The 24167-nt window shown below is 50.4% G+C and carries 27 protein-coding genes; 14 read left to right on the top strand and 13 right to left on the bottom strand.

Annotated features, from left to right (window positions below):
• Positions 1 to 70: 70 nt before the first annotated feature.
• The 6 genes from ACOQPU_RS08575 (at position 71) to rpsU (ending at position 6797) form a co-directional block, all read left to right on the top strand.
• Complete coding sequence (locus ACOQPU_RS08575) at positions 71 to 1306, top strand: metallophosphoesterase family protein (RefSeq protein ID WP_420644711.1); 1236 nt, start codon at positions 71 to 73, stop codon at positions 1304 to 1306.
• On the top strand, positions 1303 to 4281 hold the full coding sequence (locus ACOQPU_RS08570; protein ID WP_420644710.1) for an AAA family ATPase: 2979 nt from the start codon (positions 1303 to 1305) through the stop codon (positions 4279 to 4281). The genes ACOQPU_RS08575 and ACOQPU_RS08570 overlap by 4 nt, the downstream gene beginning before the upstream one ends.
• A gap of 191 nt (positions 4282 to 4472) precedes the next feature.
• The gene (locus ACOQPU_RS08565) at positions 4473 to 4850 is read left to right on the top strand and encodes a response regulator (RefSeq protein ID WP_420644709.1); all 378 of its coding nucleotides are present in this window, start codon (positions 4473 to 4475) and stop codon (positions 4848 to 4850) included.
• A 124-nt stretch (positions 4851 to 4974) separates the two neighbouring features.
• Entirely contained in the window at positions 4975 to 5793 is an 819-nt protein-coding gene (locus ACOQPU_RS08560; RefSeq protein ID WP_420644708.1) for a UbiA family prenyltransferase, read from the top strand.
• Between the two features lie 54 nt (positions 5794 to 5847).
• Positions 5848 to 6483, top strand: coding sequence for a deoxynucleoside kinase (locus ACOQPU_RS08555; protein WP_420644707.1), 636 nt, complete (start codon positions 5848 to 5850; stop codon positions 6481 to 6483).
• 110 nt (positions 6484 to 6593) lie between these two features.
• Entirely contained in the window at positions 6594 to 6797 is a 204-nt protein-coding gene (gene rpsU, locus ACOQPU_RS08550) for a 30S ribosomal protein S21 (RefSeq protein WP_420631399.1), read from the top strand.
• A 127-nt stretch (positions 6798 to 6924) separates the two neighbouring features.
• Here rpsU and ACOQPU_RS08545 read toward each other — a convergent pair whose 3' ends face one another.
• The gene (locus ACOQPU_RS08545) at positions 6925 to 7620 is read right to left on the bottom strand and encodes a sugar transferase (protein WP_420644706.1); all 696 of its coding nucleotides are present in this window, start codon (positions 7618 to 7620) and stop codon (positions 6925 to 6927) included.
• A gap of 349 nt (positions 7621 to 7969) precedes the next feature.
• Between ACOQPU_RS08545 and ACOQPU_RS08540 the strand changes: the two genes are divergently transcribed.
• On the top strand, positions 7970 to 8632 hold the full coding sequence (locus tag ACOQPU_RS08540; protein ID WP_420644705.1) for a LysM peptidoglycan-binding domain-containing protein: 663 nt from the start codon (positions 7970 to 7972) through the stop codon (positions 8630 to 8632).
• A gap of 72 nt (positions 8633 to 8704) precedes the next feature.
• Here the strand turns inward: ACOQPU_RS08540 and ACOQPU_RS08535 are convergent, their stop codons facing one another.
• The gene (locus tag ACOQPU_RS08535; RefSeq protein ID WP_420644704.1) at positions 8705 to 8926 is read right to left on the bottom strand and encodes a hypothetical protein; all 222 of its coding nucleotides are present in this window, start codon (positions 8924 to 8926) and stop codon (positions 8705 to 8707) included.
• A gap of 27 nt (positions 8927 to 8953) precedes the next feature.
• Positions 8954 to 9193: a hypothetical protein gene (locus ACOQPU_RS08530; protein ID WP_420644703.1), complete on the bottom strand. Its 240-nt coding sequence runs from the start codon at positions 9191 to 9193 to the stop codon at positions 8954 to 8956.
• Positions 9194 to 9358: 165 nt separating this feature from the next.
• Between ACOQPU_RS08530 and ACOQPU_RS08525 the strand changes: the two genes are divergently transcribed.
• The gene (locus ACOQPU_RS08525) at positions 9359 to 10369 is read left to right on the top strand and encodes a helix-turn-helix domain-containing protein (protein WP_420644702.1); all 1011 of its coding nucleotides are present in this window, start codon (positions 9359 to 9361) and stop codon (positions 10367 to 10369) included.
• A 47-nt stretch (positions 10370 to 10416) separates the two neighbouring features.
• Positions 10417 to 10785 carry a hypothetical protein gene (locus ACOQPU_RS08520; protein WP_420644701.1) on the top strand — a complete coding sequence of 123 codons (369 nt, stop codon included), beginning with the start codon at positions 10417 to 10419 and terminating at the stop codon, positions 10783 to 10785.
• Positions 10786 to 10859: 74 nt separating this feature from the next.
• Here ACOQPU_RS08520 and ilvD read toward each other — a convergent pair whose 3' ends face one another.
• The 6 genes from ilvD to ACOQPU_RS08490 form a co-directional block, all read right to left on the bottom strand.
• The gene (ilvD, locus tag ACOQPU_RS08515) at positions 10860 to 12539 is read right to left on the bottom strand and encodes a dihydroxy-acid dehydratase (protein ID WP_420644700.1); all 1680 of its coding nucleotides are present in this window, start codon (positions 12537 to 12539) and stop codon (positions 10860 to 10862) included.
• A 191-nt stretch (positions 12540 to 12730) separates the two neighbouring features.
• Positions 12731 to 13006 carry a hypothetical protein gene (locus ACOQPU_RS08510; RefSeq protein ID WP_420644699.1) on the bottom strand — a complete coding sequence of 92 codons (276 nt, stop codon included), beginning with the start codon at positions 13004 to 13006 and terminating at the stop codon, positions 12731 to 12733.
• A 9-nt stretch (positions 13007 to 13015) separates the two neighbouring features.
• Positions 13016 to 13417: a RidA family protein gene (locus ACOQPU_RS08505; RefSeq protein WP_420644698.1), complete on the bottom strand. Its 402-nt coding sequence runs from the start codon at positions 13415 to 13417 to the stop codon at positions 13016 to 13018.
• A 92-nt stretch (positions 13418 to 13509) separates the two neighbouring features.
• Positions 13510 to 14598, bottom strand: coding sequence for a 3-isopropylmalate dehydrogenase (gene leuB / locus ACOQPU_RS08500; protein WP_420644697.1), 1089 nt, complete (start codon positions 14596 to 14598; stop codon positions 13510 to 13512).
• A 112-nt stretch (positions 14599 to 14710) separates the two neighbouring features.
• Entirely contained in the window at positions 14711 to 15184 is a 474-nt protein-coding gene (locus tag ACOQPU_RS08495) for a YbaK/EbsC family protein (protein WP_420644696.1), read from the bottom strand.
• Positions 15185 to 15261: 77 nt separating this feature from the next.
• Positions 15262 to 16248, bottom strand: a complete 987-nt coding sequence (locus tag ACOQPU_RS08490; RefSeq protein WP_420644695.1) for a hypothetical protein — start codon at positions 16246 to 16248, stop codon at positions 15262 to 15264.
• A gap of 239 nt (positions 16249 to 16487) precedes the next feature.
• Here ACOQPU_RS08490 and ACOQPU_RS08485 point away from each other — a divergent pair, with 239 nt between their 5' ends.
• The 5 genes from ACOQPU_RS08485 to ACOQPU_RS08465 all read left to right on the top strand — a co-directional run bounded on the left by ACOQPU_RS08485 (position 16488) and on the right by ACOQPU_RS08465 (position 19766).
• The gene (locus tag ACOQPU_RS08485; RefSeq protein WP_420644694.1) at positions 16488 to 17123 is read left to right on the top strand and encodes a response regulator transcription factor; all 636 of its coding nucleotides are present in this window, start codon (positions 16488 to 16490) and stop codon (positions 17121 to 17123) included.
• Positions 17124 to 17223: 100 nt separating this feature from the next.
• Positions 17224 to 17823 carry a MauE/DoxX family redox-associated membrane protein gene (locus ACOQPU_RS08480; protein ID WP_420644693.1) on the top strand — a complete coding sequence of 200 codons (600 nt, stop codon included), beginning with the start codon at positions 17224 to 17226 and terminating at the stop codon, positions 17821 to 17823.
• 51 nt (positions 17824 to 17874) lie between these two features.
• Positions 17875 to 18639, top strand: a complete 765-nt coding sequence (locus ACOQPU_RS08475; protein WP_420644692.1) for a hypothetical protein — start codon at positions 17875 to 17877, stop codon at positions 18637 to 18639.
• Between the two features lie 126 nt (positions 18640 to 18765).
• Positions 18766 to 19257 (top strand): hypothetical protein, encoded by a 492-nt coding sequence (locus ACOQPU_RS08470; RefSeq protein ID WP_420644691.1) that lies wholly within the window; start codon positions 18766 to 18768, stop codon positions 19255 to 19257.
• 8 nt (positions 19258 to 19265) lie between these two features.
• Complete coding sequence (locus ACOQPU_RS08465; RefSeq protein ID WP_420644690.1) at positions 19266 to 19766, top strand: hypothetical protein; 501 nt, start codon at positions 19266 to 19268, stop codon at positions 19764 to 19766.
• An 83-nt stretch (positions 19767 to 19849) separates the two neighbouring features.
• On the opposite strand, the gene cimA is transcribed toward ACOQPU_RS08465, so the two are convergent.
• The 4 genes from cimA to leuC all read right to left on the bottom strand — a co-directional run bounded on the left by cimA (position 19850) and on the right by leuC (position 24087).
• A complete protein-coding gene (cimA, locus tag ACOQPU_RS08460; protein ID WP_420644689.1) occupies positions 19850 to 21409 on the bottom strand; it encodes a citramalate synthase in 1560 nt (519 codons plus the stop codon).
• An 84-nt stretch (positions 21410 to 21493) separates the two neighbouring features.
• The gene (gene leuD, locus ACOQPU_RS08455) at positions 21494 to 22102 is read right to left on the bottom strand and encodes a 3-isopropylmalate dehydratase small subunit (RefSeq protein ID WP_420644688.1); all 609 of its coding nucleotides are present in this window, start codon (positions 22100 to 22102) and stop codon (positions 21494 to 21496) included.
• A 58-nt stretch (positions 22103 to 22160) separates the two neighbouring features.
• Positions 22161 to 22643: a hypothetical protein gene (locus ACOQPU_RS08450; RefSeq protein WP_420644687.1), complete on the bottom strand. Its 483-nt coding sequence runs from the start codon at positions 22641 to 22643 to the stop codon at positions 22161 to 22163.
• Positions 22644 to 22677: 34 nt separating this feature from the next.
• Complete coding sequence (gene leuC / locus ACOQPU_RS08445) at positions 22678 to 24087, bottom strand: 3-isopropylmalate dehydratase large subunit (RefSeq protein WP_420644686.1); 1410 nt, start codon at positions 24085 to 24087, stop codon at positions 22678 to 22680.
• Positions 24088 to 24167 lie beyond the last annotated feature (80 nt).

The raw sequence follows: 24167 nt of genomic DNA, 5'->3' as shown, positions 1-24167 counted from the left end.
GGAGGGCACAGAGAGTTAAGAGATTTTTTCTCTGTGCCCTCTGTGGCAAAAAAAATTACCCCAGGAAACTATGTCCACAGCTAGCCCAATTCGTTTGCTCCATTTTGCCGATGCCCATATTGACATTGCCAATTACGGCCGTCACGATCCTGAAACTGGTTTGCCTATGCGCGTCATGGACTTCTTGAGTGCACTGGACCAAATTGTAGATGCCGCCATTGAGGAAAAGGTCGATTTGGTCATCTTTGCCGGGGATGCGTACAAAGATCGCAACCCGCAGCCCACCTTCCAGCGCGCCTGGGGCAAGCGAATGATGTGCCTGTCTGAGGCAGGCATTCCCACTTTGCTGCTGGTGGGTAACCACGATGTCTCGCCAGCGGTGGGGCGCGCACACACCCTGCATGAATTTAGCACCCTGAGCGTGCCGCACATTCACGTGGCTGACGGCCTAAAACTGTGGAACGAAGCGCAGCTTGGGGTGCCTGTGCAGGTGCTCACTGTGCCCTGGCTTTCGCGCAGCATGTTGGTAGGGCGTGTAGATACTCTCGGGCGCACCATCGAAGAGATTTACCAGCAGCTAGAAGAATTGGTAACTGCGCGCATCACGACCCTCATTGAGCAGGCAGACCCGAACACTCCCCTCATTTTGACAGCGCATACCAGCATCCAGGGTGCCAAATATGGCAGTGAGCGAGCCGTGATGCTGGGGCATGAGGTTGTGCTTAGCGGCGGCCTGGTAAACAACCCAAAGCTGGATTACGTGGCCTTGGGCCACATTCACAAGCCACAGTCGCTTTCTGGCAAAGACAGCCATCCACCCATTGTTTACCCCGGCTCGATAGAGCGCATTGATTTTGGTGAGAAAGAGGATAAGCGGTTTGTGTTGGCGGAAGTAGGCAAAGGGGAGACCCATTGGGAGTTCCGAATGCTCAAAACGCGCCGCTTTATTGACCCAGAACCAATTACGCCGCGCACCGAACATTTCATGGAGGACATTCTCAGCCAGCTTCCAGCAGCAGAAGACGTAGCTGAGGCCATTTGTCGGGTACGCTTAAAATTTCCCAGAGACGATGAGCCACTGCTAGACGAGCGTGCTATTTTGGCGCATTTTCGGGATGCCTTCGACGTAAAGATCCAGAAACATTATCTTACCAGCAAGCGATCCCGGTTAGGAGATGCGGCGGGGGTAGAAGCAATGACGCCTCTGGAGCTGTTAGAAACCTATTGGGTGAGTGAGGAACTGGAAAGTGAGGAAATTGATATGTTGCTGGGATTGGCGAAAGAGGTGTTGGCAGACGCGTTATGATTCCAAGAAAATTAGAGATTTCCAATTTTTTGTCTTATCGGCAAACGGCCGTACTTCCCTTTGACGGCATTCATCTGGCCTGTATCTCCGGGGCGAACGGCGCCGGGAAATCGACCATTTTAGATAGCATCACCTGGGTGTTGTTTGGCCAAAGCCGTAGCCGCAGCGATGACGATTTGGTAAATCGCCTTTCCGCCATCGACGACGAGGCAGCCGAAGTCAGCTTGGCGTTTGAACTGGAGGGCACGCTTTACAAAGTGACCCGCAGCAAACGCAAGGGCAAAACCACACAGCTCGATTTGCAAATTTCTACCGGAGAAAGCATCTGGAAAACGCTCACCGAAAGCAAGCTGCGCGACACGCAGGCGGCCATCGAAAATTTGCTACGGATGAATTACGACACCTTCATTAACGCCAGCTTTTTGCTCCAGGGCAAAGCGGATGAGTTCACGACCAAGACGCCCAACCGTCGGAAGGAAATTTTGGCGGATTTGCTGGGCGTGAGCATTTGGGAGCAGTACCGTGAGTTGGCGGCCAATCGCCGCAAAGAGGAAGAGCGGCAGCTCGATTTGCTGGATCACCAGATTGCCGAGATTGATGAGGAGCTGGGCCAGGAAGAGGTGCGGCAAACGGCCGTTACCGATGCCCAAACAGTCCTAGAGAGCATCACCGAACGATTGAACGACAAAGAAGCCCTCTTGCAGCAGCTTCGCCGGGCAGAAACGGCCGTTCAGCAGCATCAGCAGCTTGTGGAAACGTTGGCCACCAACGTGAACCGCGCCAAGGCGCAGCTAGAAAGCCTCCAGCGCAGCCAAATCCAGCGACAGCAAGAGCGAGATGGCCACGCCGCGATTTTGGATGAAGCTGAGGCGATCACCCAAAAATATGAAGCGTGGCAAGAGGCGGATGCGGCCTTCCAAAATTGGCAGACGCGGGCGGATGCGTTTAACCAGCTAGCGCAGCAGAAACGGCCGTATGAACTCACCATCGCCGAAGAAAAATCACGTCTCACACAGCAGCTTGAAGCGTTGGAAGCCCAAGCTGCCCGTGCCGAAGCTGCTGCGGATGAGCAGCAGTCATTGGAAACTGCGCTCACCAACGTAAAGGCAGAATTGGCCGCTTTGGAGATGCAGCTAGAGAGCTTGAACAAGCAAGAGGCAGAATGGCACCAGCTGCGCACCGAGCTGCAAAAGCAGGAAAGTGAGCGCGAGGCGCAAACGCGGGAGCTAAGCCGACTACAAAATCAGGCGAAACGGATTGCGACGCTGCGTGAAGAGGAAACGGCCGTTCAACAAAACCTGCAAACCGCGGAGCAACAAATTAGCCAACTGACGGCCCAGCTAACAGAATTGGGCGAACAAGAGCAAGTGCATGGCCAGGCCACTGCTGAAAAAGTAGGTCTAGAAAGCAGCCAGCCTGCGCTCAAAGAGCAGATGAATCGGCTTAAAACGCGCATTGAGCAGTTGGAAGCCCAAACGGGCGGTGATTGCCCTTTGTGTGGCCAGGAACTCAGTAGCGACCATCGGGCGCAGGTGATCGGCGAGCTTCGCACCGAAGGCACCGGTCTCGGCGATCGGTATCGCCGCAATGTACAAACCATCGAGAAACTCACCAGCCAAATTACAGAATTGGGACGCACGCTTGGGCAGCGGCCACAGCTAGAAAAATCGTTGCAAACCCAGCAAACGCGGCAGGCACAGGCGCAAGCGCGTCTGGATGAGATGAGCCAGCAGCTGACCGAGTGGGAGGCAGGTGAGGCGATTCGCCTTACAGAACTTGAAGCTGAATTGGCGACCGATCATTTGGCTAAATTGCGAGAACGGGTGGTTGAATTGGGAACGGCCGTTCAGGCCAAGCCCGCGCTAGAAAGTGAACGCCGCCAGCTAGAGCAAAATCTAGCTAACGATGAGGCTCGTTTGGCAGAGCTGAATCGATTTATGGCTGAATGGGCGGAATCGGGGCAAGAAACAGTGCTAAAGGTGCGGCAGCAGCTAGAAAGCGACAATTTTGCGGCTGAGGCGCGGCAAGCGTTGGCTGCTGTCAACGCAGAACTGGCCGAACTGGGGTATGAGGTGGATGCACATGCCCAAGCCCGCGAGGCGCGGCAGGCGTTGGCCGACGTGCCAGAGCAGTACCAAACGCTTAAGCAAGCCGAGGCGGCTGCCAAGCCGTTGGAAGATGCGCTGGCTGAAGGCAGTAAGCGCATTATCGAACAGGAAGCATCTATAGCAGGATTGACAAAACAGCATGAAACGGCCGTTGCTGAACTCGCCCAAATGATGGCAGACGGAGGCGATTTGCGCGGCGTTGAGCGTGAGGTGTTTGCTTTGCGTGAGGAGCAAATTGCAGCCAACCAAAAAGTGGCCGTGGCCCAAAATCGGCTGGAGGTGTTGGGCGATCAGCGGCAGCGGAAAAAAGAGCTTGGAGAAAAGCGGACGGCCGTTACCCAACAAATACAGCGGCTCAAACTGCTAGAAAAGTCGTGTGGTAAAAGTGGCGTCCAAGCCTTGCTTATTGAGCAAGCCTTGCCAGAAATTGAGGAACGCGCCAACGAACTACTGGATCGTTTAACGGGTGGCGAGATGCGCGTCTCCTTCGAGACGCAGCGCAAGCTAAAAAGCAGAGATGCCCTGGCCGAGACGTTGGACATTCATATTCGGGATAATGCGGGGGAACGGCCGTATGATAATTACAGTGGCGGCGAGCAGTTTCGGGTAAACTTTGCCGTGCGGCTGGCACTGTCGCAGCTATTGGCCAAGCGGGCGGGGGCGCGGCTGCAAACCCTGGTGATTGATGAAGGTTTTGGCAGCCAAGACCCAAACGGCCGTCAGCGGCTCATCGAGGCAATTAACACCATTCAAGATGACTTCAAGCGCATTTTGATCATCACCCACATTGACGAGTTGCGAGATGCTTTCCCCACTCGCATTGAAGTTCGGAAAACGGCCGTTGGTTCTCAAATCGAAATAATTTGAGAAATTGAGCAATCACTATGAAAATTTATAAGTATTTTATATAATTGGGTCAACTCGACTTCTGGTTGAGCCTCTTCGCTGTAAAAAAAGATGAATCGTGCGCAGTTAAAAGATCATCTTATGGCTTGTTTGAATAGATTAGGCTCCGGCCCTGACTTTAGGGTTTCTGTTTCTCAGAAAGGCGGATGATCATGGGATATTCAGTATTGATTGTAGATGACGATCCAATGAAGCGACAGCTATTGCGCCTAATTCTGGAGCGGGCAGGTTTTGGGGTGGCGGAAGCTGCCGACGGGGCGGAAGCCCTGGTTTCGCTCGATATAAATGTGCCAGATTTGATGACCTTAGATGTGATGATGCCACAAATGGATGGCTTTGCCGTCTGCGAACGTGTCCGCCAAAATCCCAAAACGACCGAATTGCCCATCATTATCGTTAGTGCCAGAGCCGATGGTGGCAGCATTCGCGAAGGTTTAGCGGCGGGTGCCAACCGATATTTGCCTCAACCTGTGATGCCTGATAAATTGCTCAAAACGGTGCATGAATTGCTACCGCCGCTAGAAAACTAATCTGGCCATCGTCAATCAACTTGCGATGAGCCATCTATATTTGAACGTCACCTTTATGGCTCAAAAGCAAGATTGCCGAACGTTCCCCACAAAAAACAATCTCCTAAAATTAGCAACAAATCATATGGATGCTTGGCAAGTTGCCTTGATTATCGCCTCGTTGCCACTGCTCATTCATGAAGCGATTCGTTGGGAAACGGCCGTGCTGGTCTGCGCAACGGGCTTTGGCTACTGGTTTGCGTTTGCCCTCAACGATTATTACGATGCCCCGTTTGATGCACTCGATTATCAAAAACAGAGCCGTAATTTTTTTGTCCGGCAGCCGGTATCTGGGCGACATTTATTTCTCATTTCAATACCGCTATTGTTGCTTGTAGCTTTGGCTTATGCGCAATTTGGCTGGCTTGGCTGGCTTTTGTGGGGGATCAGTTGCTTTGTGGCCTGGGCATACTCAGCACCGCCAATCCGGCTAAAAAATCGGCCTGGCCTCGACCTGTTGACCCATGCCATGTTTGTGCAGACATTCCCCTACATGGTGAGCATGGTGCTTATTAAAGCTGCCTGGAGCTTGCTAGATGCCGTGCTGCTAGCCATCCTCTTTTTAGCTTCATTGACAGCGCAGCTTGAGCAGCAAGCGCGTGATTTTATGGTCGATGCCCAAACGGGTGGGACTTTCACCACTAAGGTTGGTCAAATGCGCGTGGTGACGGGGTTGCGGTTGGTAACGGCCGTTTGTCTACTCATCGCCCTCATTGCCCTGGTTAAGGGAACCATTCCTTGGTATCTGCTTCCGTTTGGCCTGATTGGCCTACCAGCCTTGCTGCATCGCTTTTGGCGGCAACCAGAATCGCCGCGCTCTGAGCGGCTAGTTATCCTGTCAACGACGGCAGGCTTCCTCTACACCGGACTCATTTTCTGCTACTTTCTCCTCTCTCAAAAATGAGTACAATCTTCAAGTTGTACAAGCCTGTTGGATCATGTTAAGGGAAAAATCACAATGCCAAAATATTTTATAACCATTGCAGGCAATATTGGTGTAGGTAAATCCACGCTGGTCAATTTGCTGGCCAAGCGCACGGGCTGGGAGCCAGTTTATGAAGCCGTAGCTGAAAATCCATATCTGGCTGATTTTTATGAGGATATGGCTCGCTGGAGCTTTAACTCCCAGATATTTTTCTTGTCGCGACGATTGCGCCAGCATCACTTCCTACTCCAGCGAGAAAACGCCATTATTCAAGATCGGAGCGTCTATGAAGATGCCGAGATTTTTGCCCGCAACTTGTATATGCAAGGCAATATGAGCCAGCGGGATTGGGCTTGCTATTATGACCTTTACCAAACGTTGGCCACGGTGCTAACACCGCCCCATCTGGTCATTTATCTTCAGGCATCGGTACCAACTTTGCAGCAGCGCATTGCCCAGAGAGGCCGGGATTACGAGCAGAACATTGCGGAATCGTACCTGGTACGGCTCAACGAACTGTATGAGTCTTGGGCGTCAAACTTCTCTCGCAGTTCTATGCTGACTATTAACACAAACAATCTAAATTACATTCAGTATGAAGAACATTTAGACCAGATTTGGCAAAAAATCGACGAGCGATTGAAAGGGCGAGATTTTTTGATATTGTAGCCAAACTCAAAATTGATTTTGCGATTCTTGATAGAGGCGGTAAACTTATAGATGGTGTGGTCAGTACCGCACTTCTGTAGCATTTTAGATGAAATTATCCCAAAAAGGGGGTGAGAACACTGCCAAAAGTTGAATTACGTTCAAACGAATCGCAAGAGCAACTGCTACGTCGCTTTAACAAATCAGTCATTAAAAGCAAAGTGCTGGCTGATGTGCGTCGTAAGCGTTGGTTTGTTTCCAAAAGCGAGCTTCAGCGTATTGAAAAGAAGAAAGCGGTTCGTCGGCAACGCAAAGCCCAGCGGCAACGCCGTTAATCTTTGCAAGCAATAAGAACACCCCTAAGAAGGCTTCCTTACCAAAAGGGAGCCTTTTTTGCTAAAAAGAAAACCTCCGCATTGCGGAGGTTTTCAGGTTGGGGAGGAATCAGGGAATTCGTTATCTTTAGTAAGCACCATCGCCTTTCATGACAGCCGGGATGGTTTTGAACAGGATTTTGATGTCCTGGAATATGGACCACGTATCAATGTATTGCATGTCCAACGTGACGCGTTCGTCATAAGAGGTGTTGGAACGGCCGCTTACTTGCCATAGGCCCGTTAAGCCAGGCATGACGGTGAGCAATGTTTGCCCCCACTGGCCGTACTTAGTAATTTCATCGGGAGCGATGATGCGAGGACCAATGACAGACATATCTTGTGCCAATACGTTAAATAACTGTGGCAGCTCATCCAGGCTAAACTTGCGCAAAAACGTACCAACGCGGGTGACGCGGGGGTCACATTTCAGTTTATAGTTCTGGTTAAGCTCTGCTTTGAGCTTGGGATATTGCGCCAGGATTTCGTCACCGTTGACGTACATGGTGCGGAACTTGAAAGCATCGAAGATACGGCCGTCTCGACCCAGCACCCGCCGACGGTGAATAATGGGGCCAGGGGAATCCAGCTTTACAGCAATAGCAAGAATGAGTAGCAAAGGCCAAATTAGCATTAATGCTGGAATGACAATTGCATAATCAAGTAAAGCCTTTAACCGACGGTTGGCTTGTTGGGCATTACGTTGCGTTAGGGGTAACCGGGTAACGGTGGCACTTTTCTGGGTGGCTTGCTTCAATGTTGTCTTGGTCGCTACAGGTGTCATACTTAGTACCTCAATGTTGTTCTACGATGTTTACCTTCCACGTTCAATCCTAGAATAGGATCATATCCTTACAGCGTGCCTTATGGTTTCTTACGATTCATCACCTCTGAAAATTTGAGCAAAAGTTGAAGTGAATTGAGCCTTTTTGGCCTTTTTTAATTTTACGATAAGATTAGGTGAACAAGCTTCGAGCTTCTCGACTCTCACTTGAGACTTCCTGGCAGTAGACATTGCCAGATAAGCAAACCTAATTCTTGCCTTATACATTGCCTGCGACACAAAAATATAAATGGGTTTATCTATCTGCTGTTGCGGTTTGCAAGCGTTTCATTAAAGAGGAGAGAAAGTAATGAAGTTTCGTACGATTCGCGTTCCAGTTCTGTTTTTTGTGTTGGTTGGCTTGCTTCTAACGGCAAGCTGCCAGGAAGAAGGCCCCACACCAGCTGTCCCCTTAAACCAACCCCTCAATCCGGTAAATAATCCAGATGATACGGCTGTGATTGATCAGCCTGCGGTAACATCTGAGGAGCCAGCGGAAGAGACGGTTGAGCAACAAGAGGAGCCAGCAGAAGAGGAAGCTGAGGTCGAACAACAGGAGGAACCGGCTGTTGAAGAGCCAGCTCCCACGGAAGAAACATCACCAGCCGAAAATACCAATGTACCTGCTGTTGGATCTACTGTAGACCATCAGGTTCAGGCGGGGGATTGGTTGATGCAAATTGCACGCTGCTACGGGGCCGATTATGCGGCCGTTCGCCGTGCAAATCCTCAATTAGCCAATCCAAATTTCATAAAGCCTGGGGCTGTTGTGACCGTACCTAATATTGGCAGCCACGGTGATGTGCATGGTTCACCCTGTGTGGCAGAATATACAGTAGCGATGGGGGATACTTGGTTGGGGTTAGCTGAACAATTTGGCACCACGGCCGTTATTCTTCGTCGTGTCAATCCTGGGCCTCTGTTGGCAGCAGACAAAATTATTGTGCCAGCTTATCCCACAGAATCAGAGTAAGAAGCAAAAATCAGTACAGCCGTTTACAGTGCGGCTGTCCTGATCAAAGCTAAACTGCAATAGACATCAAGATTATGGGGTACTTTCCAGAAAACTGGCTATATCTGCTGCTACCTGGTCGCCATCTAATGGTCCATTCCAGCGCATTACTTCTTCGCCAGCAGCATCTAGCAAAACATAGGTAGAGCGGGTGCGGATAGCATATTCATCCATGTACAGCCGCGAGTCAGCCATATCAACATCCAGCACGAAAAACTCTATCTGGGCAGAAAAATCACGTTCTAGCCTATCCACGATAGGCGCATTCGCGCGTCAGGTCGATCACCAACTGGCATAGGCGTTCAAAAATTGAGGATTGCCAGTTTGGCCTATGAGGGCGAGGCCACTATTGCCGCTGTCGGTATCTTCAATGACGGACGGGGCTATTGTAGGCGCAGTGGTTGCGGCAACTTCTGGTGCTTCGGTTGGCACCATAGCTTCTGCTGTCTGGTTGTCACTGCACGCTATTAGGAAAACGGCCGTACTGCACAAAAGAAGAAAAAAAGTCCAAAATCGTTTCATCAATTGCTCCTTTAGGTAAGATTTTGCTTGATTATAAAACGGCCGTGCCAAAGCAGAAACAAATTGACGGAAACTGCTAATCTTTTTATAGTGTTACTACCTGAATCAATAACGATTTCTCTTGGAATCAACGATTTGTAACAAAACTATAAAAGTGAGAGGCAAATGGTTAATCAATCTTCATTTGGCCAGATTTTGCGTGAGCGGCGTACCTGGCTGGGTTTGACGCAGGCAGAATTGGCGCGGCGTTCTGGTTGTGCGCCCATCACTATTCGCAAGATTGAGGGGGATACGTTACGGCCGTCTGTTCAGTTAGCATTATTGCTGGCACAATCTTTAAAAATTTCCGATGCAGAACAGGCAGGCTTTGTTCAGCTAGCACGTCAGGAACAGCCCCCAACGCCCATTCCTGCACCTGCTATGACACCACAGCAAATTGCTGCGCTTGCCAACCCGTATCAGGGTTTGCGACCCTTTGCGGAAGCAGATGCCGAAAACTTCTGCGGCCAAGACAGAATGATTGAGACGTTGCTAGATTGCATGTCAGACGGTAGTGATGCGGAACGGTTTCTAGCGATTGTTGGTCCTAACGGCAGTGGCAAATCATCGTTGGTAAATGCGAGTCTGTTACCCAAAGTGCGGCAGGGCAAGCTGCCCGGCTCAAAAAACTGGCTCATCGTCAGAATTTCTCCCGGCGCTAAGCCATGGGAAGAATTGGCATCTGCGTTACAGCAGGTGGCTTCAAAGCCCATGCCATCACTGCTTGCAGATTTGCAACAGGATGATCGTGGTTTGGTGGGTGCCGTACAAAGCTGCCTGCCGGTTGATGACGAGACGGAGCTGCTGCTGGTTATCGATCAGTTTGAGGAGTTATTTACGTTAGTGGAGGAGGAAGCTGTCCGGGAACTGTTTTTACAAAGTTTAGTAACGGCCGTTCTCGACCCCCAGTCTCGTTTGTGTGTCGTCATTACCCTTAGAGCTGACTTCACACATCGACTGTTGCAATACAGAGCATTTGGTGAGCTGATGCAGCAGCGGCTTATACACGTTCCGCAGAGGAGGCACTGCACCAATCTTTACAAATGCACCGGTTGCAGCTTCGTTTTAAGGGACATGGCGAAGCGGGTGCCTGGAATGTGGTTTTCCACCCCAATGGGAGGCAGGCGGGCTCCTTAGGAGGAAATATTGCTCTTATTTTACTGTCGGCCGTTTTTCTAGTATCTATGGTCAGCGCCGATAGCGGTGGCTCCGGCAATTACTTTGTTGGCTTATGGGAAGGGGTTGATCCCAACGACGGCTCACGGCGCACAGTGTCCATCAGCGACAATGACCGGGATGGTGTGTACGATCTGTATCAATACGATACTTTCTGGACGCTGTGTGGAGATGACAAAGGCGTAACGGCCGGGTCTGCAACCGTTGGCGCAGGTGGGGTCTTGCATTTTACAGGGACGCTCACCTGCCTTTCAACTGGGACATCGGTGCCGTTTTCAGTGGATTATGAAGCGTTCCTGTTCTCCAATACGTTGGTAGAGATTCCGCTCGGGGTTCCACTCGCCCCGGCTACGCTGCACCGGACGAGCAGCCGATAATATTTACCGCTTTCCAGTTTTGCGGGGGAAAACGGCCGTTTCCAATTTTGGTAGGAACGGCCGTTTCTTCTTACTTACTCATCCGTCACGCAACCCTCTGAGGCGGATTTTACATTCTTGATATATTTATACAGCGTGCCGCGTGTGGCTTTGTAGGGTGGGGCGGTCCAGGCGGCACGCCGCTTGGCAATTTCCTCCTCACTCACGTCCATGTTGATCACCCGGTTGACGGCATCAATCGTGATTTTGTCGCCATTTTGTACAAAAGCAATGGGGCCGCCTTCCTGCGCTTCTGGGGTGATGTGTCCCACAATGAAGCCGTGACTACCGCCAGAGAAACGGCCGTCTGTCATCAACGCCACATCTTTGCCCAAACCCGCCCCCATAATCGCGCTCGTCGGCGTGAGCATTTCTGGCATCCCAGGGCCACCCTTTGGCCCCTCGTAGCGAATGATAATCACGTCTGCCTTTTTGATTTTGCCCTCTTCCAACGCCGCCAGCATCTGTTCTTCTGAATCAAAAACGTTGGCCGTTCCGCTAAAAACCAGCCCCTCTTTGCCCGTAATTTTGGCGACAGCACCTTCAGGAGCCAAGTTGCCGCGCAATATTTGGATGTGGCCGCTTTCTTTGATGGGATTGGTTAACGGCCGTATCACCTCCTGTCCCTCATCCAGCCCCGGCAACTCCGCCAAATTTTCAGCAACCGTCTTGCCTGTCACCGTCAAGCAATCCCCGTGAATGAAGCCGTTTTCGTATAGATATTTCATGACGGCAGGCGTGCCGCCCACCTGGTGCAAATCTTCCATCACGAAACGGCCGCTTGGCTTCAAATCGGCCAAAAACGGCACCCGGTCGCTCACGGCTTGGAAGTCGTCAATTGTCAAATCTACATCTACCGAACGGGCCATGGCGATGAGGTGCAGCACGGCGTTGGTCGAGCCGCCCAGCGCCATCGTGATGACCATCGCGTTTTCAAAGGCGGCGCGGGTCATGATGTCGCGCGGCTTAATATCCTTTTCCAGCAGGGTGCGAATGGCGCGACCAGCCTCCACACATTCGTTGGCCTTCTCTTCGGAGATGGCCGGGTGAGAGGCGGAGTAGGGCAGGCTCATGCCCAGCGCTTCGATGGCCGAGGCCATGGTGTTGGCGGTGTACATGCCGCCGCAGGCGCCTGCTCCAGGGCAGGCGTGGCGCACAATTTCTTCCCGTTCTTCATCGCTAATGCTGCCTGCCAGATATTCACCATAGCTCTGGAAGGCGGAAACAATGTCGAGCTTGTCGTGTTTGGCTGTGCAGCCCGCCTGAATCGTGCCGCCGTACACCATGATGGCGGGTCGATTGAGCCGCCCCATCGCCATGATGCAGCCCGGCATATTTTTGTCGCAGCCGGGCAGAGCCACTAGGCCATCGTACCACTGTGCCCCCATAATCGTTTCGATGGAGTCGGTAATGAGGTCGCGGGATTGTAGCGAAAAGCTCATGCCGTCGGTGCCCATGCTGATGCCGTCGCTGACGCCGATGGTGTTGAAGCGCATCCCGACCAAATCGGCCTCGGTGACGCCTTCTTTTACCTTGGCGGCCAAATCCAGCAGGTGCATATTGCAGGAGTTTCCCTCGTACCAGACGCTGGCAATGCCCACCTGCGCCTTGTCCATATCGGCGGGCTGCAAACCGGTAGCATACAACATCGCCTGCGACGCCCCTTGTGACTTTGGCTGGGTAATTCTTGAACTGTATTTATTTAGTTGGGTCATTTTGCTTCCTTTTTGTTACACAGATCTGCACTGAGGAGATATAGAGTTCACCTAATGTGCAACTTTCTTTTTTCCAGAGAGGAGTTGGCATCCTCAGATGCCAACGGTCGCATTTGAGAATGCTCCCTCCTCTGGATGGGATGTAAAAGTTGCACATTGCGTAGAGTTCATCAAAAAATGCAAAAATTAAATTATTTCTTTTTATAATTTTTGTAGATATTCTCTCTGTATTTGAAAAAATAATTCAGGCCGATTCCTACTAAAAAAACAGCCATCACAATGAATATGGATGAACCAATCAACCAGTAAATGAGAAGCCAAACGATATCGGGCCATGAATCTAATTTTGCTCCATTCGCCAAAAAAAAGATGAGCATTATTAAAACAGGGAAGTTGATGAACAAGTAAAAAATCGCTCCAAGTCGAAGGGCGATTTTCGAACCTTTTTTAGCAGTTTGATTATTCATTTTATTTGCTCAGCTAATTACGGCCGTTCCCTCAATCTCAATCAAAAATTCAGGACGAGCCAATGACTGCACCCCAATCCAGGTGGCAGTGGGTGGATTCTCTGGGAAAAATTGCTTGAGCCCTTCACTGACTGGTGCGGTTTTGTCCATCCAGTCGTGCAAAATGTAGATGCGTAAGGCGACGATGTCATTGAGCGTGGCACCTGCGCTGGTAACGGCCGTTTCCACATTCCTTAAACTTTGCCATACCTGCGCCCGCAAATCATTTTCGCCCACAATATTTTCATTTTCATCCCAGGCCACCTGCCCGGAAAAATACACCGTGCGCTGCCCCTCCGCTACCACAATTTGCGAAAAACCATACTGCAAGCTGTTGAACAACGTTTCGGGATTAAACGTGGTTTTTGCCATGAGCTTCTCCAACCTTAAACTGAAAATTTTGACGCAAAGGCGCAAAGTGGCAAAGAAAAAACTCTCTGCGTCTTCGCGCCTCTGCGTTAAGACTACAAATTCGCCACCACCAAATCGCCCATCTCTTGCGTTCCAACTTTGGTTTCACCCGGCTTGGCAATGTCGGCCGTGCGATGACCAGCAGCCAGGACTTGAGATACGGCCGTTTCCACCACCCCCGCCTCCGCTTCCAGCCCCAAACTGGAACGCAGCATCATCGCCGTGCTTAAAATTGTTGCCAGCGGATTGGCAATGCCTTGCCCGGCAATATCCGGCGCAGAGCCATGAATCGGTTCGTACAGCCCCACCGAGCCAGCTTCCCCCAGCGACGCCGACGGCAGCATCCCTAATGAGCCGGTGATCATCGAGGCTTCATCCGACAAAATATCGCCAAACATATTGCCCGTCACCACCACGTCAAAATCGCCGGGCCGGTTGATGAGGTACATCGCCATCGCGTCCACCAGCACGTCTTCATATCCAATGTCGGGATATTCGGCCGCCACCTCGTGCGCTACTTCCCGCCAAACGCGAGACGATGCCAGCACGTTGGCCTTGTCTACTGAGGTGACTTTGCCTTGACCGCCCGCTGCTTTGCGCTGCTGCGCCAGGGTGAATGCCACGCGTAAAACGCGCTTAATTTCCATCTCGTTGTAGCGCATGGTGTCATGCCCGGAACGGCCGTTTGCTACTGTTTCTCTTCCCTGTGGCGTGCCAAAATAGATGCCGCCCGTCAGCTCCCGCACAAACACGATGTCTACGTTTTCTACGCGATCTGCCTTGAGTGGACTGGCTTCTGCCAGCGCGGGGAAGACGCGCACGGGGCGGATGTTGGCAAAGGCTCCCAACGATTTGCGCAGCTTGAGCAAACCTTGCTCTGGTCGCACTTTAGCCGTGGGGTCACTCCATTTGGGGCCGCCCACCGCGCCCAGTAGCACCGCGTTGCCTTCTAGGCACATCCCCAGCGTTTCTTCAGGTAGCGGATTGCCCGTTTTGTCGATGGCAATGCCACCAGCCAGAGCAGATTGGGTGGCAAAAGTGTGGCCAAATTTGCTGGCAATCGCGGCCAGCACTTTTTCTGCTTCGGCTACAACCTCTGGACCAATTCCATCGCCGGGCAACAGAGTAATTTTTGCTTCCATTTTCCTTCCTTCTTTGGTTTATAATTAAACTTCCCGCAGGTGATTTTGAGTTTGTCGCCGGTACTCAAACCTGCGGGAGGTTGGATGTCTAATAAGTTTGATGGATTTGCACTTATTTTTTCAGATTTACGGCCGTTCCCCCACACCCGCTCACCAAATCCTCCGGTCCGATGGCAAACACCGTAAATGGCGTTCCCGCTGCTGCCCAAACTGTCTCAAACTGGAGCAAATCCTCATCAATGAAGATGGTCATCGGCGTGATGTGACCAAATGGCGGTACCCCGCCAATGCTAAACCCAGTTGCCGCTTTCACCGCGTCGGCGGTGGCGCGTTTCACCTTTTTGCGCCTCACGCCGCGCAGTGACGCCAACTTGCGCTCATCTAGCTGATTCACGCCGGAGACCAACGCCATAATCGGCTCGCCATTCACGGCAAAGCAAAGGCTCTTCACAATTTGCCCTAGCGTACAGCCAATTGTGTCGGCCGCTTCCTGCGCCGTGCGGGTCGTTTGAGCAAATTCCTTAATTTCGACATCTAGCCCTAATTCCAGGGCAGCATTGGCAACTTTTTGGGTGGATGGGTGCATATTTTCAGTAATCAGTGATCAGTAGGTCAGCAATCAGTTGACTGTTCACTGAATACCGACTTACTGATTACTGGTCTCTAGTCAAGGTCGTAATCGTCTTCGTAATCTTGTTCAAAATAGTTTTTACTGCGGCGGCGGTCAATGTAGCGGTCGAACTCAGCGGAGATTTGAGGATCGAAGGAATCATCCAGAGTGGCATCCAGCACAATGTCGGCGAAATCTTCGGAAGATACGGCCGTTTCCGCAAAATCATCATTCATATTAGCCAACTGCTGCTCTAGCACGTCTCGCTCAATTTGCCGTTTGTCAATATCCTTGCGTAGCTGCGCCGCCACCTCAGCAAACCAATCACGACCCGCTCGCGCTACCTCTTCCTGCCGCTGCATCATAAACGTGCTTTTATGCTTGTCTAGCTGTGCCAGTTCATCTTTAATCTCTTGCAGCCGATTTTGCACCCGCGTTAATTCCCGTGTTAGCAAATCTAGCTGCTCCTGTTCAGAATTGATCACAATTGTGTGCGGTGCGTCTGGTTCCAGCAGTAGCTGCTCCAGCTTCTCTAAATCGCCTGCTGCGTAGGCGGCATTGATCGCCATCATCATCTGGGTGCGATACTTACGATCTTCTTTGTCCACCGCCATGTCAGGGTGAAAACGGCGTGCCAATTGGCGATATAGTTGCTTAAGTGACGCCTTCTCTTCCTCCGCTAAGTTTTGGCGCGGTGCCTCAGGCATTTCCCGGTACCGATAGTCACCCGATTCGGCTGCCCGTTCACCAGCGGCCCAGGCTGCCGCTTCATTTTCTGGGTCGGTTTGCCAGCCTTCGCCCAGCCAGCGCATTTTGCGCCTTAACTCCTGAATTTCGGCATCGAGCTTATCCAACTTATCTGTCAGCTTGGCAATGCGCGAGCGCAGCTTAAACTCAAAGGCACTAATCGCCGCTAGCCGCTCAGACAGTTCTGCTTCTGCTTCCACCAGGCGTGGACGCAGGCTGTTTAGCAGCGCACTGATCTGCTCAATTTGCTCATGCAGACTGGTTTTTGCGGGGGAGTGATTCGGGTTTGTCATGTGCGTATTGTAGTGGGTAATTGGGTAATTGGGTAATTGTTTTAACTTCGTTTTTTAACAAACAGACTGGGCAAAAACGGTAACGGTTGAATGAGAAACCAACCAAATTTGTTGACAAAAGATGGGGGGGGGGGTATAGAATGGCAAGGTTCACACAACGAAGCCAGAACATTCCACAAAAGAAACAATTTTAACCAAAAAGAGATTTTGCCAAACTTAAGCATAAGGGGAGGTTGAGGATGGCATCTAAAATTAAAGTGTTTGTGGTAGATAGCCAGCCACTTTTTTGCGTCGGTTTACAAACGGTTTTGCAGACGGCTGACGATATTCAATGGCTCGGTTCATCTGTCATTCTTAAAGAAAATTGTTTTCAAGTTGTAAACCAATCACCTGATGTCCTTTTAGTAACAGCTTCGGCTGATAACTCATTTTTAGAATCAATTTCTGCTTGGAAACAACAAAATCACGATAGCAAAATCATAGCTATGCTGCCTCATTCCTCAGACATTTACTTGCGCCAAACAATAATGCAAGTTGTTGCTGGTTGTATTTTGAAAACTGACGAGACCCGACGATATATTCAGGCGATTCGTGCAGTCGCTGTAGGAGAAAAATGGTTTAGTCAGCAGCTTTTACAAGAGGCAGTACAAACTAAAATTTTGTCAAAGCCGGAGCTTGCTGTCAAACATTTAACCGAACAAGACATAAAGATTATGCAGTTAGTTTGCATTGAAAAGAGTAACGCTGAAATTGCAGCAGCATTGTATCTCTCTGAGCGAACGGTTAGTCGTTATCTGGAAGATATCTATGAAAAGTTGGGTGTAAGTTCGCGGGCGGGTGCGGCCGTTCAAGCCACCAAAATGGGGCTGGCGTAACCACGCCAAAGATTGGCGCAGTTGCGCCACAAAATTGTCGTTGTCCGGACACAGTTTTGTGGCATTGATCTGTTAAAATATCGGCGGTTTTACCCTTCAAGTGTCTAAATTTCAAGAGATTTCCACAAAAACAGGATTGTTTATGAGCATACTTTTTAGTGTCGTTTTTGTTTTGAGGCTGGTAGTTGGAACGATCTTTTTAGTTGCTGGTGTTGTTAAGGTAAAAGGTGGTTCCAGCCAATTTCTAAGTGCCATCATGGGGTATGAGCTTGTACCCAAATTTGTAGCATCTTTGTTAGCTTCATTTTTGCCCTGGTTAGAAGTTGTAGTTGGTGGTCTGTTGATCCTTGGGCTTTGGAGTCAATCTTCAGTTATTGCAGGCGCGATGCTTCTCCTTAGTTTTTCTAGTGGCATTGCCATTAGCCTGCTGCGCGGTAAGGATAATGATTGCGGCTGCTTTCGTTCCGTAACCCCCGTGCAGTGGCGGTTAATTTACCGTAATCTAATTCTTATAGGATTGTTGATGCCCATTTATTGGACAAAAGGAGGGCTATGGTCAATTGATAATGGCGTGGCAATGCAAGTCGATTGGCAAACTCATTTTTCAATAAATGTTATGGTTCCAGTAGTGGTTTGGGCTCATGCTTTACTTTCTGTGAGGATACTCCATCAATCTACAAAGCCAACCTCACAAGCCTAAAAACCGTAAGAAGAGATTCGTTGGTTAGAATTTAATATGGGAGGAAGTAAAATGACAAAAAAAGATGTGTCAAGACGTGGTTTCTTAAAAGGTATTTTTCAGTCAGCGAGTGCGATGGGATTGGCTACGGTCTTAAAATTTGTGCCGGAAGCTAAAGAAGTTCTAGCCAGTGACCGTCTTGAATATGATATGTGGACTTTACCTCGTAGAAATACTGATATATTAAAACAAATAGCTTTTGATGACACAAATGTTCAGATTTTGCGAAATCAATTAGATACGGAAGGTTTTCAAGAGATTCCAGGTCTTTATTTTGCTTACCGTACGAAAACCACGGGAAGAGACGAAAATCAGAGAATGCATACATTTCACACAGATCATTTAATTGTTGGTTGTACTAATGAGGATAATCGAGGAGCCTTGTTATGTTTCCTCAAAGACAGTCACTCTAGGTCTAGCCAATGGCAAGCCCCACTATTGATTGTTCAAGATGAGGCCTTGTTTTACGTTGAAGCCGGACAGGTGATTTCTCATGATGATAGAGAACATCAACTAATTTCATCACATTGGTTTGAAAGAACGAATAGAGGCCTTTCACCTTTGGACAATATTTCCCCACTCTTAGATCATGGTCCGTGTTCACGAATAATGGATCAATGCGTTTCAGCATCAATCCAGTGTGCTATTCTTACTGCTTGTTGTGTAGCGACTGTTGGCTGTTGTTTTATTCAAGTTGCCGCATGTTCAAATGCGATAGCGCAATGTATTCTTGCGAGTGATTGTTGTGATGTGAACCCAGGAACACATGATTGTTAAATTGAGTGTATTTTTCGCTCAATTGATTCTATTGTGAAGAGATTGACTCCTATCAAATCTATACTATTGTAGTTATCCTGGAAGGTAATAGTTTATTTGACATAATTACAACCTAAAAAGGAAACGATGAGCAACCAAGATAATAAGCTATTTGATCACAAAATCTCTAAAAATAGAGGCATCTTCTTGTTGTATACTTTTTTAATGCTTGCTGGATATTTTTTGTATGCAACTACTCGTGGAACCTATTTTGATGCGTTAATTATACCAATATCTTTTGTTCTTGTTTTTGTTGGTCTTCTTCAACATCGATATTATATAGCTTTAGGCATACTTATTTTTTATGTCATAGCCTCGCTGTTACTTATTGATAGGGGACTTATGAGGCTAAGCACTTTAACAGGTTTTCTTTCCTCATTAATTGTATCAGTAGCTGCATATGGTATATTCTTATATGCTTGGACTAGAGCTATCGCTATTGTAGGTGTATTGGGTTTGATCGTATTGCTCTCAATTATTTTGGATCTGCTTTCTGTCAGCTCTGGTCTTGCTCTTTTGGGGGTTGGTGTTTTTTGCTTATTCGGCAAATATCTTCTTGAAAAAAAAGTCGAGCTTTAAGAGAGGATATGCAAAGACAAAACGATAAAAATCACAGTTTTCAGGGTCCAAAATGGGTGCCGCCATTTGCTTTCATCGTAATGGGTTTGGTCGGCTATGCTGGTTTTGTTTGGCTGCGTGGTAACTATTTGGATGCTTTGGCAATTCCGCTTGTTGTTGGGTTTGTGTGGCTGGCTGGGATGAAGCAAAAATTGGCCTGGGCGGTGGCTTTGGTAGCCTTTTATGTGATGTTGGCTGTGCCCGCGATGTCTGCGGGTTATATGAGTTGGCATTTGTTAACCCCAATTCTGACGACAGTTATCCTCATGGTTTTGGGCATTGCCATGTATAAGTTGCCGTTGCATAAATCTGTTGTCATGGTTGTCGTTGTGGTTTTGGGCCTTTTGCTACTGTATGCTGCCGATTTTGTGGATAAAAACACAGTTATTATCCTGTCCGTGGGATTAGGGGCAGGCTTGCTCGCAGCCTACTTGTTTCCCGAATTAAGGCAGTCAGCTTCCCAACAATGATCATAATCTTTCATCGTAGCCGCAGATTCTTTCTGCGCTCTTTTACGCGGAAAGAATCCACGGCTATAAAATAACCCAATTACTCAATTACCCAAAAGCGCATACTCCATACTATCCGCCAATGCTTGCCAACTAGCTTCAATGATGTTGGCGCTTGCCCCAACGGTGCTCCAGCTTTTGTTGCCCTGGCGGGTATCGATAAGAACGCGGGTGGTTGCGGCCGTAGCGTTTTCACCATCCAAAATGCGCACCTTATAATCAACCAGCTTGATACTGCCTAGCTGCGGATAAACATCAACCAGGGCTTTGCGCAAGGCGGCGTCCAGCGCATTCACTGGGCCATTGCCCTCGGCGACGGTGTGCATTCGTTTGGGGCCAACCCGCACCTTAACGATGGCTTCGGCATTCAGGCCGCGCCCGCGCCGCTGGTGGACGCTAACGGAATAGTCGATCACCTCAAAGGGCGGGACATAGGCAGGATGGGTGCGGCGCAGCATCAACTCGACTGACGCTTCTGCCCCTTCAAAGGTAAAACCCTGCGATTCCAGAACTTTAATTTGCTCTAACGCTTTGCGTAGATCCAAACTTTCTGTGTTGAGGCCAAATTGGTGGGCTTTGTCTACTAAATTCCCTCGGCCAGACAGCTCTGAAACAACGCTGCGCTGCTGGTTGCCAACCAGTTCTGGCTCGATGTGCTGGTAGCTGAGTGGGTTCTTGAGCATGGCGGCGACGTGGATGCCGCCTTTGTGGGCAAAGGCACTGGCACCGACAAACGGTTGATGGTCATCTAAATCCAGATTGGCCACTTCGGCGACGTAGCGGGAGAGTTCGGTGAGGGTAGCCAGCTTTTCGGGCGGGACGCAATCGAAGCCCATTTTTAGCTGCAAATCGGGGATGAGGCTGCACAGGTTGGCGTTGGCAACACGCTCGCCGTAGCCGTTGATAGTGCCTTGCACTTGCATGGCTCCAGCGCGAACCCCGGCCAGCGCATTCGCCACCCCACATTCCCCATCATCATGGGTGTGGATGCCGATTTGGGTCTGGTTGCCAACGGCCGTTTGTACTTCCCCAAAAATCTCTTCAATTTCCCAGGGCAGAGAGCCGCCATTGGTGTCGCACAGCACCACGCTGTCTGCCCCATTCACAGCAGCAGCTTTTACCGTGGCGATGGCATACTCCGGGTTGGCCTTGTAGCCATCGAAGAAATGCTCGGCATCGAAAATCACTTCTCTATTCTGCGATTTGCAATACGCCACGCTATCGCCAATCATGGCCAGATTTTCTTCCAGGCTCACTTCCAGCACATCGCGGGCGTGTAAATCCCAGCTTTTACCCACCAGGGTAACGGCCGGCGTATTGGCCTCGATAAGCAGCTTCAGATTCGCATCCTCCTCTGGGCGAATGCCTTTGCGCCGGGTGCTGCCAAAAGCGGCAACTTTGGTGTGTTTCAAATCAAGCGAGGCCACGCGCTGGAAATATTCCACATCTTTGGGGTTTGATCCTGGCCAGCCGCCTTCTACATAATCAATACCGAATTCATCTAGCTTTTGGGTGATTTTGAGCTTGTCGTCAACAGAAAGGGAAATCCCCTCACGCTGTGTGCCATCGCGGAGGGTGGTGTCGTAAAGGAAGATTTTGGTCATGCTATTTTCTCCTGTGGAGGAGATTGGAGATTAGAGATTAGAGATTGAAAAATCTCCAGTCTCCAATCTCCAATCTCTGCGGCGTTAGCCGCTGGTATTCACGCGGGCAGGATGCGCTGCTTCGTAAGCTGCCACGGCATCGGCCTGCTTAAGTAAGTAGCCAAGTTGGTCTAGCCCTTCGAGCAGGCAGGTTTTGCTAAAGCTGTCGATTGGGAACTGGACGGAACGGCCGTCCGGCAAAGTAACTAATTGGCTGGCAAGATCAACGCTCACCTGGGTGCTAGGGTCTTCAGCCACTAGGCTGAGCAACTGTTCATGGGTATCGGCATCTACGATGATGGGCAGGAGGCCGTTTTTGAGTGAATTGTTGCGGAAAATATCGGCGAAACTGGTGGAGATAACGGCCGTAAAGCCAAAATCCATCAGCGACCAGGGGGCATGTTCCCGGCTGGAGCCGCAGCCAAAATTATCGCCTGCCAGCAAAATTTGCGCACCTTGGGCAGTTGGTTGATTCAGTGGAAAGTCGGCCCGGGGCGAGCCATCCTCTAAATAACGCCAATGGTGGAACAGATTTTTACCCAGCCCTTTTTTACTAATCGTCTTCAAAAATTGCGCCGGAATGATTTGGTCGGTGTCAATATTTTCTGTGGGAATGGCCACCATGTGGCTGGTAAGGGTTGTGAATGGTTGCATACAAAACTCTCGCAAGTTGTTTGTGTAAGGGCGACTCGCGAGTCGCCCTTACCAGCAATTATTGATAGGTAAATTGAAAGCGGAACGGCCGTTTCGCCACGGTTGTCGCGGCACGGATGCCGGATTGAGTCACGGTGATGATGCCCTCGTTGACCAGTTCCTGCACAAAGTGTGGCTGGAACCAGTTGCTGAGAGCGGCGTCCTCCTGAAATTTATTGGGAGCATGGAAAAGCAAACGGCCGTACCGTTCCAGCTGAACATCATTGATGAGACTGCGAATGCCCAACCGATGCAGTAAATTATTTTTGAGCTCATATTTGTTCAGTCCGTTCAGCGGAATGGCGAGACGGCCGTAGCTAGCACTAAATACGGGGTTTTCCACCGCAATCGGTTCTCGCACCACGCCATCTAGCCTTGACAAGCGGCACTGGGAAAGATCGCCCACCAACACCAACGACGTTGCTGTGTCTACCTGCGGCAAAAGCTGCTTCACGCACTCCACGGCGTAGCGTACCTGGATTTGGTAGATTGGGTTTTCCACGTTTGCCTCCTTTGGTCGGTAATCGGTAATCCGATTACGAAAGTGTCCGCACGTCCGTCACCTTGCCCGTAACGGCCGTAGCCGCCGCAGTCAGTGGACTGGCCAAAAAGGTGCGTCCGCCCTTGCCCTGGCGGCCTTCAAAGTTGCGGTTGCTGGTGCTGACGGCGTATTGGCCTGGCTCTAGCTGATCGCCGTTCATGGCAATGCACATCGAGCAGCCCGCTTCGCGCCACTCTGCGCCTGCGTCCTTAAAGATGCGGTCCAGCCCCTCGGCTTCGGCCTGCTTTTTCACATCCTGCGACCCCGGTACGACCATCACGCGCACGTTTTCGGCGACGGAACGGCCGTTAAAAATCTCAGCCGCCTGGCGCAGGTCAGAAATGCGGGAATTGGTGCAGCTGCCAATGAACACCACATCGACAGGATGCCCTAGCAGCGGCTTGCCCGCCTGCAAATCCATGTAGGCCAGCGCTTTCTCCACCGTCTGCCGCTCGCTGATAGTGCCGATGCCCATTGGATCGGGAATCATCTCGGTGATTTTCATCCCCAGCCCCGGATTGGTGCCATAAGTGATCATTGGCTCTAGCGCACTGGCGTTGATGTCGATTTCTTTGTCGTAAACTGCGCCTTCGTCTGAGGGTAGTTGCCGCCAGCGGGCGACTGCCTCATCCCAGGCGGTACCTTTTGGCGCATGTTTTTTGCCCGCGATGTATTCAAACGTCGTATCATCTGGGGCAACCAGCCCGGCTCGCGCGCCGCCCTCAATGCTCATGTTGCAGATGGTCATGCGCTGCTCCATCGTCAGGCCGCGAATCGCTTCACCACGATATTCAAAGACGTGCCCTGTACCGCCACCAACGCCGATCTTAGCCAAAAGAGCTAAGATAATGTCTTTGGAGGCGCAACCTTGGGGGAGACGGCCGTTTACATTCACAGCATACGTCTTTGGCTTGGTTTGCAGCAGGCATTGGGTCGCCAACACATGCTCCACCTCGCTGGTGCCGATGCCAAAAGCCAGTGCGCCAAACGCGCCGTGCGTGGCGGTGTGGCTGTCGCCGCAGACAATTGTCATGCCCGGCTGGGTTAGGCCAAGCTCTGGCCCAATCACATGCACAATGCCCCGGTTGGGACTGTCCATGCCAAAAAGCTGAATGCCAAATTCACGGCAGTTGGCTTCCAAGGTGGCAATTTGCTTGGCGGCGATGGCGTCCTGAATGGGAATGCCAATGGGTGTGGTAGGAATGCTGTGATCCATGGTGGCGATGGTTTGAGACGGCCGTTTCACCCCCAACCCCCGTTCGCGCAGCCCAGAAAACGCCTGCGGCGAGGTTACTTCATGGATCAAGTGCAAATCAATGTACAGCACGGCCGGACTGCCCGGCTCGTCAATCACCACATGGTTGTCCCAAATTTTGTCAATGATGGTTCTGGGTTTGTTGCTCATAAATTCCTTTTACTCATAATTTTTATTTGTCATGCTGAACGCAGTGAAGCATCCCTAAAACCGTCGCAAAGTGAATGTAT

The organism is Candidatus Leptofilum sp., from assembly GCF_965223285.1.
Classification (GTDB): domain Bacteria; phylum Chloroflexota; class Anaerolineae; order Promineifilales; family Promineifilaceae; genus Leptofilum.
Note: the sequence above shows the minus strand (reverse complement) of the source record. Positions and strands in the feature narration are given on the sequence as shown.

Bases quoted from the DNA above. Each gene is read 5' to 3' on its own strand.
- ACOQPU_RS08575 (WP_420644711.1), top strand. From the start codon at position 71: ATGTCCACAGCTAGCCCAATTCGTTTGCTCCATTTTGCCGATGCCCAT.
- ACOQPU_RS08570 (WP_420644710.1), top strand. From the start codon at position 1,303: ATGATTCCAAGAAAATTAGAGATTTCCAATTTTTTGTCTTATCGGCAA.
- ACOQPU_RS08565 (WP_420644709.1), top strand. From the start codon at position 4,473: ATGGGATATTCAGTATTGATTGTAGATGACGATCCAATGAAGCGACAG.
- ACOQPU_RS08560 (WP_420644708.1), top strand. From the start codon at position 4,975: ATGGATGCTTGGCAAGTTGCCTTGATTATCGCCTCGTTGCCACTGCTC.
- ACOQPU_RS08555 (WP_420644707.1), top strand. From the start codon at position 5,848: ATGCCAAAATATTTTATAACCATTGCAGGCAATATTGGTGTAGGTAAA.
- ACOQPU_RS08545 (WP_420644706.1), bottom strand. From the start codon at position 7,620: ATGACACCTGTAGCGACCAAGACAACATTGAAGCAAGCCACCCAGAAA.
- ACOQPU_RS08540 (WP_420644705.1), top strand. From the start codon at position 7,970: ATGAAGTTTCGTACGATTCGCGTTCCAGTTCTGTTTTTTGTGTTGGTT.
- ACOQPU_RS08530 (WP_420644703.1), bottom strand. From the start codon at position 9,193: ATGAAACGATTTTGGACTTTTTTTCTTCTTTTGTGCAGTACGGCCGTT.
- ACOQPU_RS08525 (WP_420644702.1), top strand. From the start codon at position 9,359: ATGGTTAATCAATCTTCATTTGGCCAGATTTTGCGTGAGCGGCGTACC.
- ACOQPU_RS08520 (WP_420644701.1), top strand. From the start codon at position 10,417: ATGGTCAGCGCCGATAGCGGTGGCTCCGGCAATTACTTTGTTGGCTTA.
- ilvD (WP_420644700.1), bottom strand. From the start codon at position 12,539: ATGACCCAACTAAATAAATACAGTTCAAGAATTACCCAGCCAAAGTCA.
- ACOQPU_RS08510 (WP_420644699.1), bottom strand. From the start codon at position 13,006: ATGAATAATCAAACTGCTAAAAAAGGTTCGAAAATCGCCCTTCGACTT.
- ACOQPU_RS08505 (WP_420644698.1), bottom strand. From the start codon at position 13,417: ATGGCAAAAACCACGTTTAATCCCGAAACGTTGTTCAACAGCTTGCAG.
- leuB (WP_420644697.1), bottom strand. From the start codon at position 14,598: ATGGAAGCAAAAATTACTCTGTTGCCCGGCGATGGAATTGGTCCAGAG.
- ACOQPU_RS08495 (WP_420644696.1), bottom strand. From the start codon at position 15,184: ATGCACCCATCCACCCAAAAAGTTGCCAATGCTGCCCTGGAATTAGGG.
- ACOQPU_RS08490 (WP_420644695.1), bottom strand. From the start codon at position 16,248: ATGACAAACCCGAATCACTCCCCCGCAAAAACCAGTCTGCATGAGCAA.
- ACOQPU_RS08485 (WP_420644694.1), top strand. From the start codon at position 16,488: ATGGCATCTAAAATTAAAGTGTTTGTGGTAGATAGCCAGCCACTTTTT.
- ACOQPU_RS08475 (WP_420644692.1), top strand. From the start codon at position 17,875: ATGACAAAAAAAGATGTGTCAAGACGTGGTTTCTTAAAAGGTATTTTT.
- ACOQPU_RS08470 (WP_420644691.1), top strand. From the start codon at position 18,766: ATGAGCAACCAAGATAATAAGCTATTTGATCACAAAATCTCTAAAAAT.
- ACOQPU_RS08465 (WP_420644690.1), top strand. From the start codon at position 19,266: ATGCAAAGACAAAACGATAAAAATCACAGTTTTCAGGGTCCAAAATGG.
- cimA (WP_420644689.1), bottom strand. From the start codon at position 21,409: ATGACCAAAATCTTCCTTTACGACACCACCCTCCGCGATGGCACACAG.
- leuD (WP_420644688.1), bottom strand. From the start codon at position 22,102: ATGCAACCATTCACAACCCTTACCAGCCACATGGTGGCCATTCCCACA.
- leuC (WP_420644686.1), bottom strand. From the start codon at position 24,087: ATGAGCAACAAACCCAGAACCATCATTGACAAAATTTGGGACAACCAT.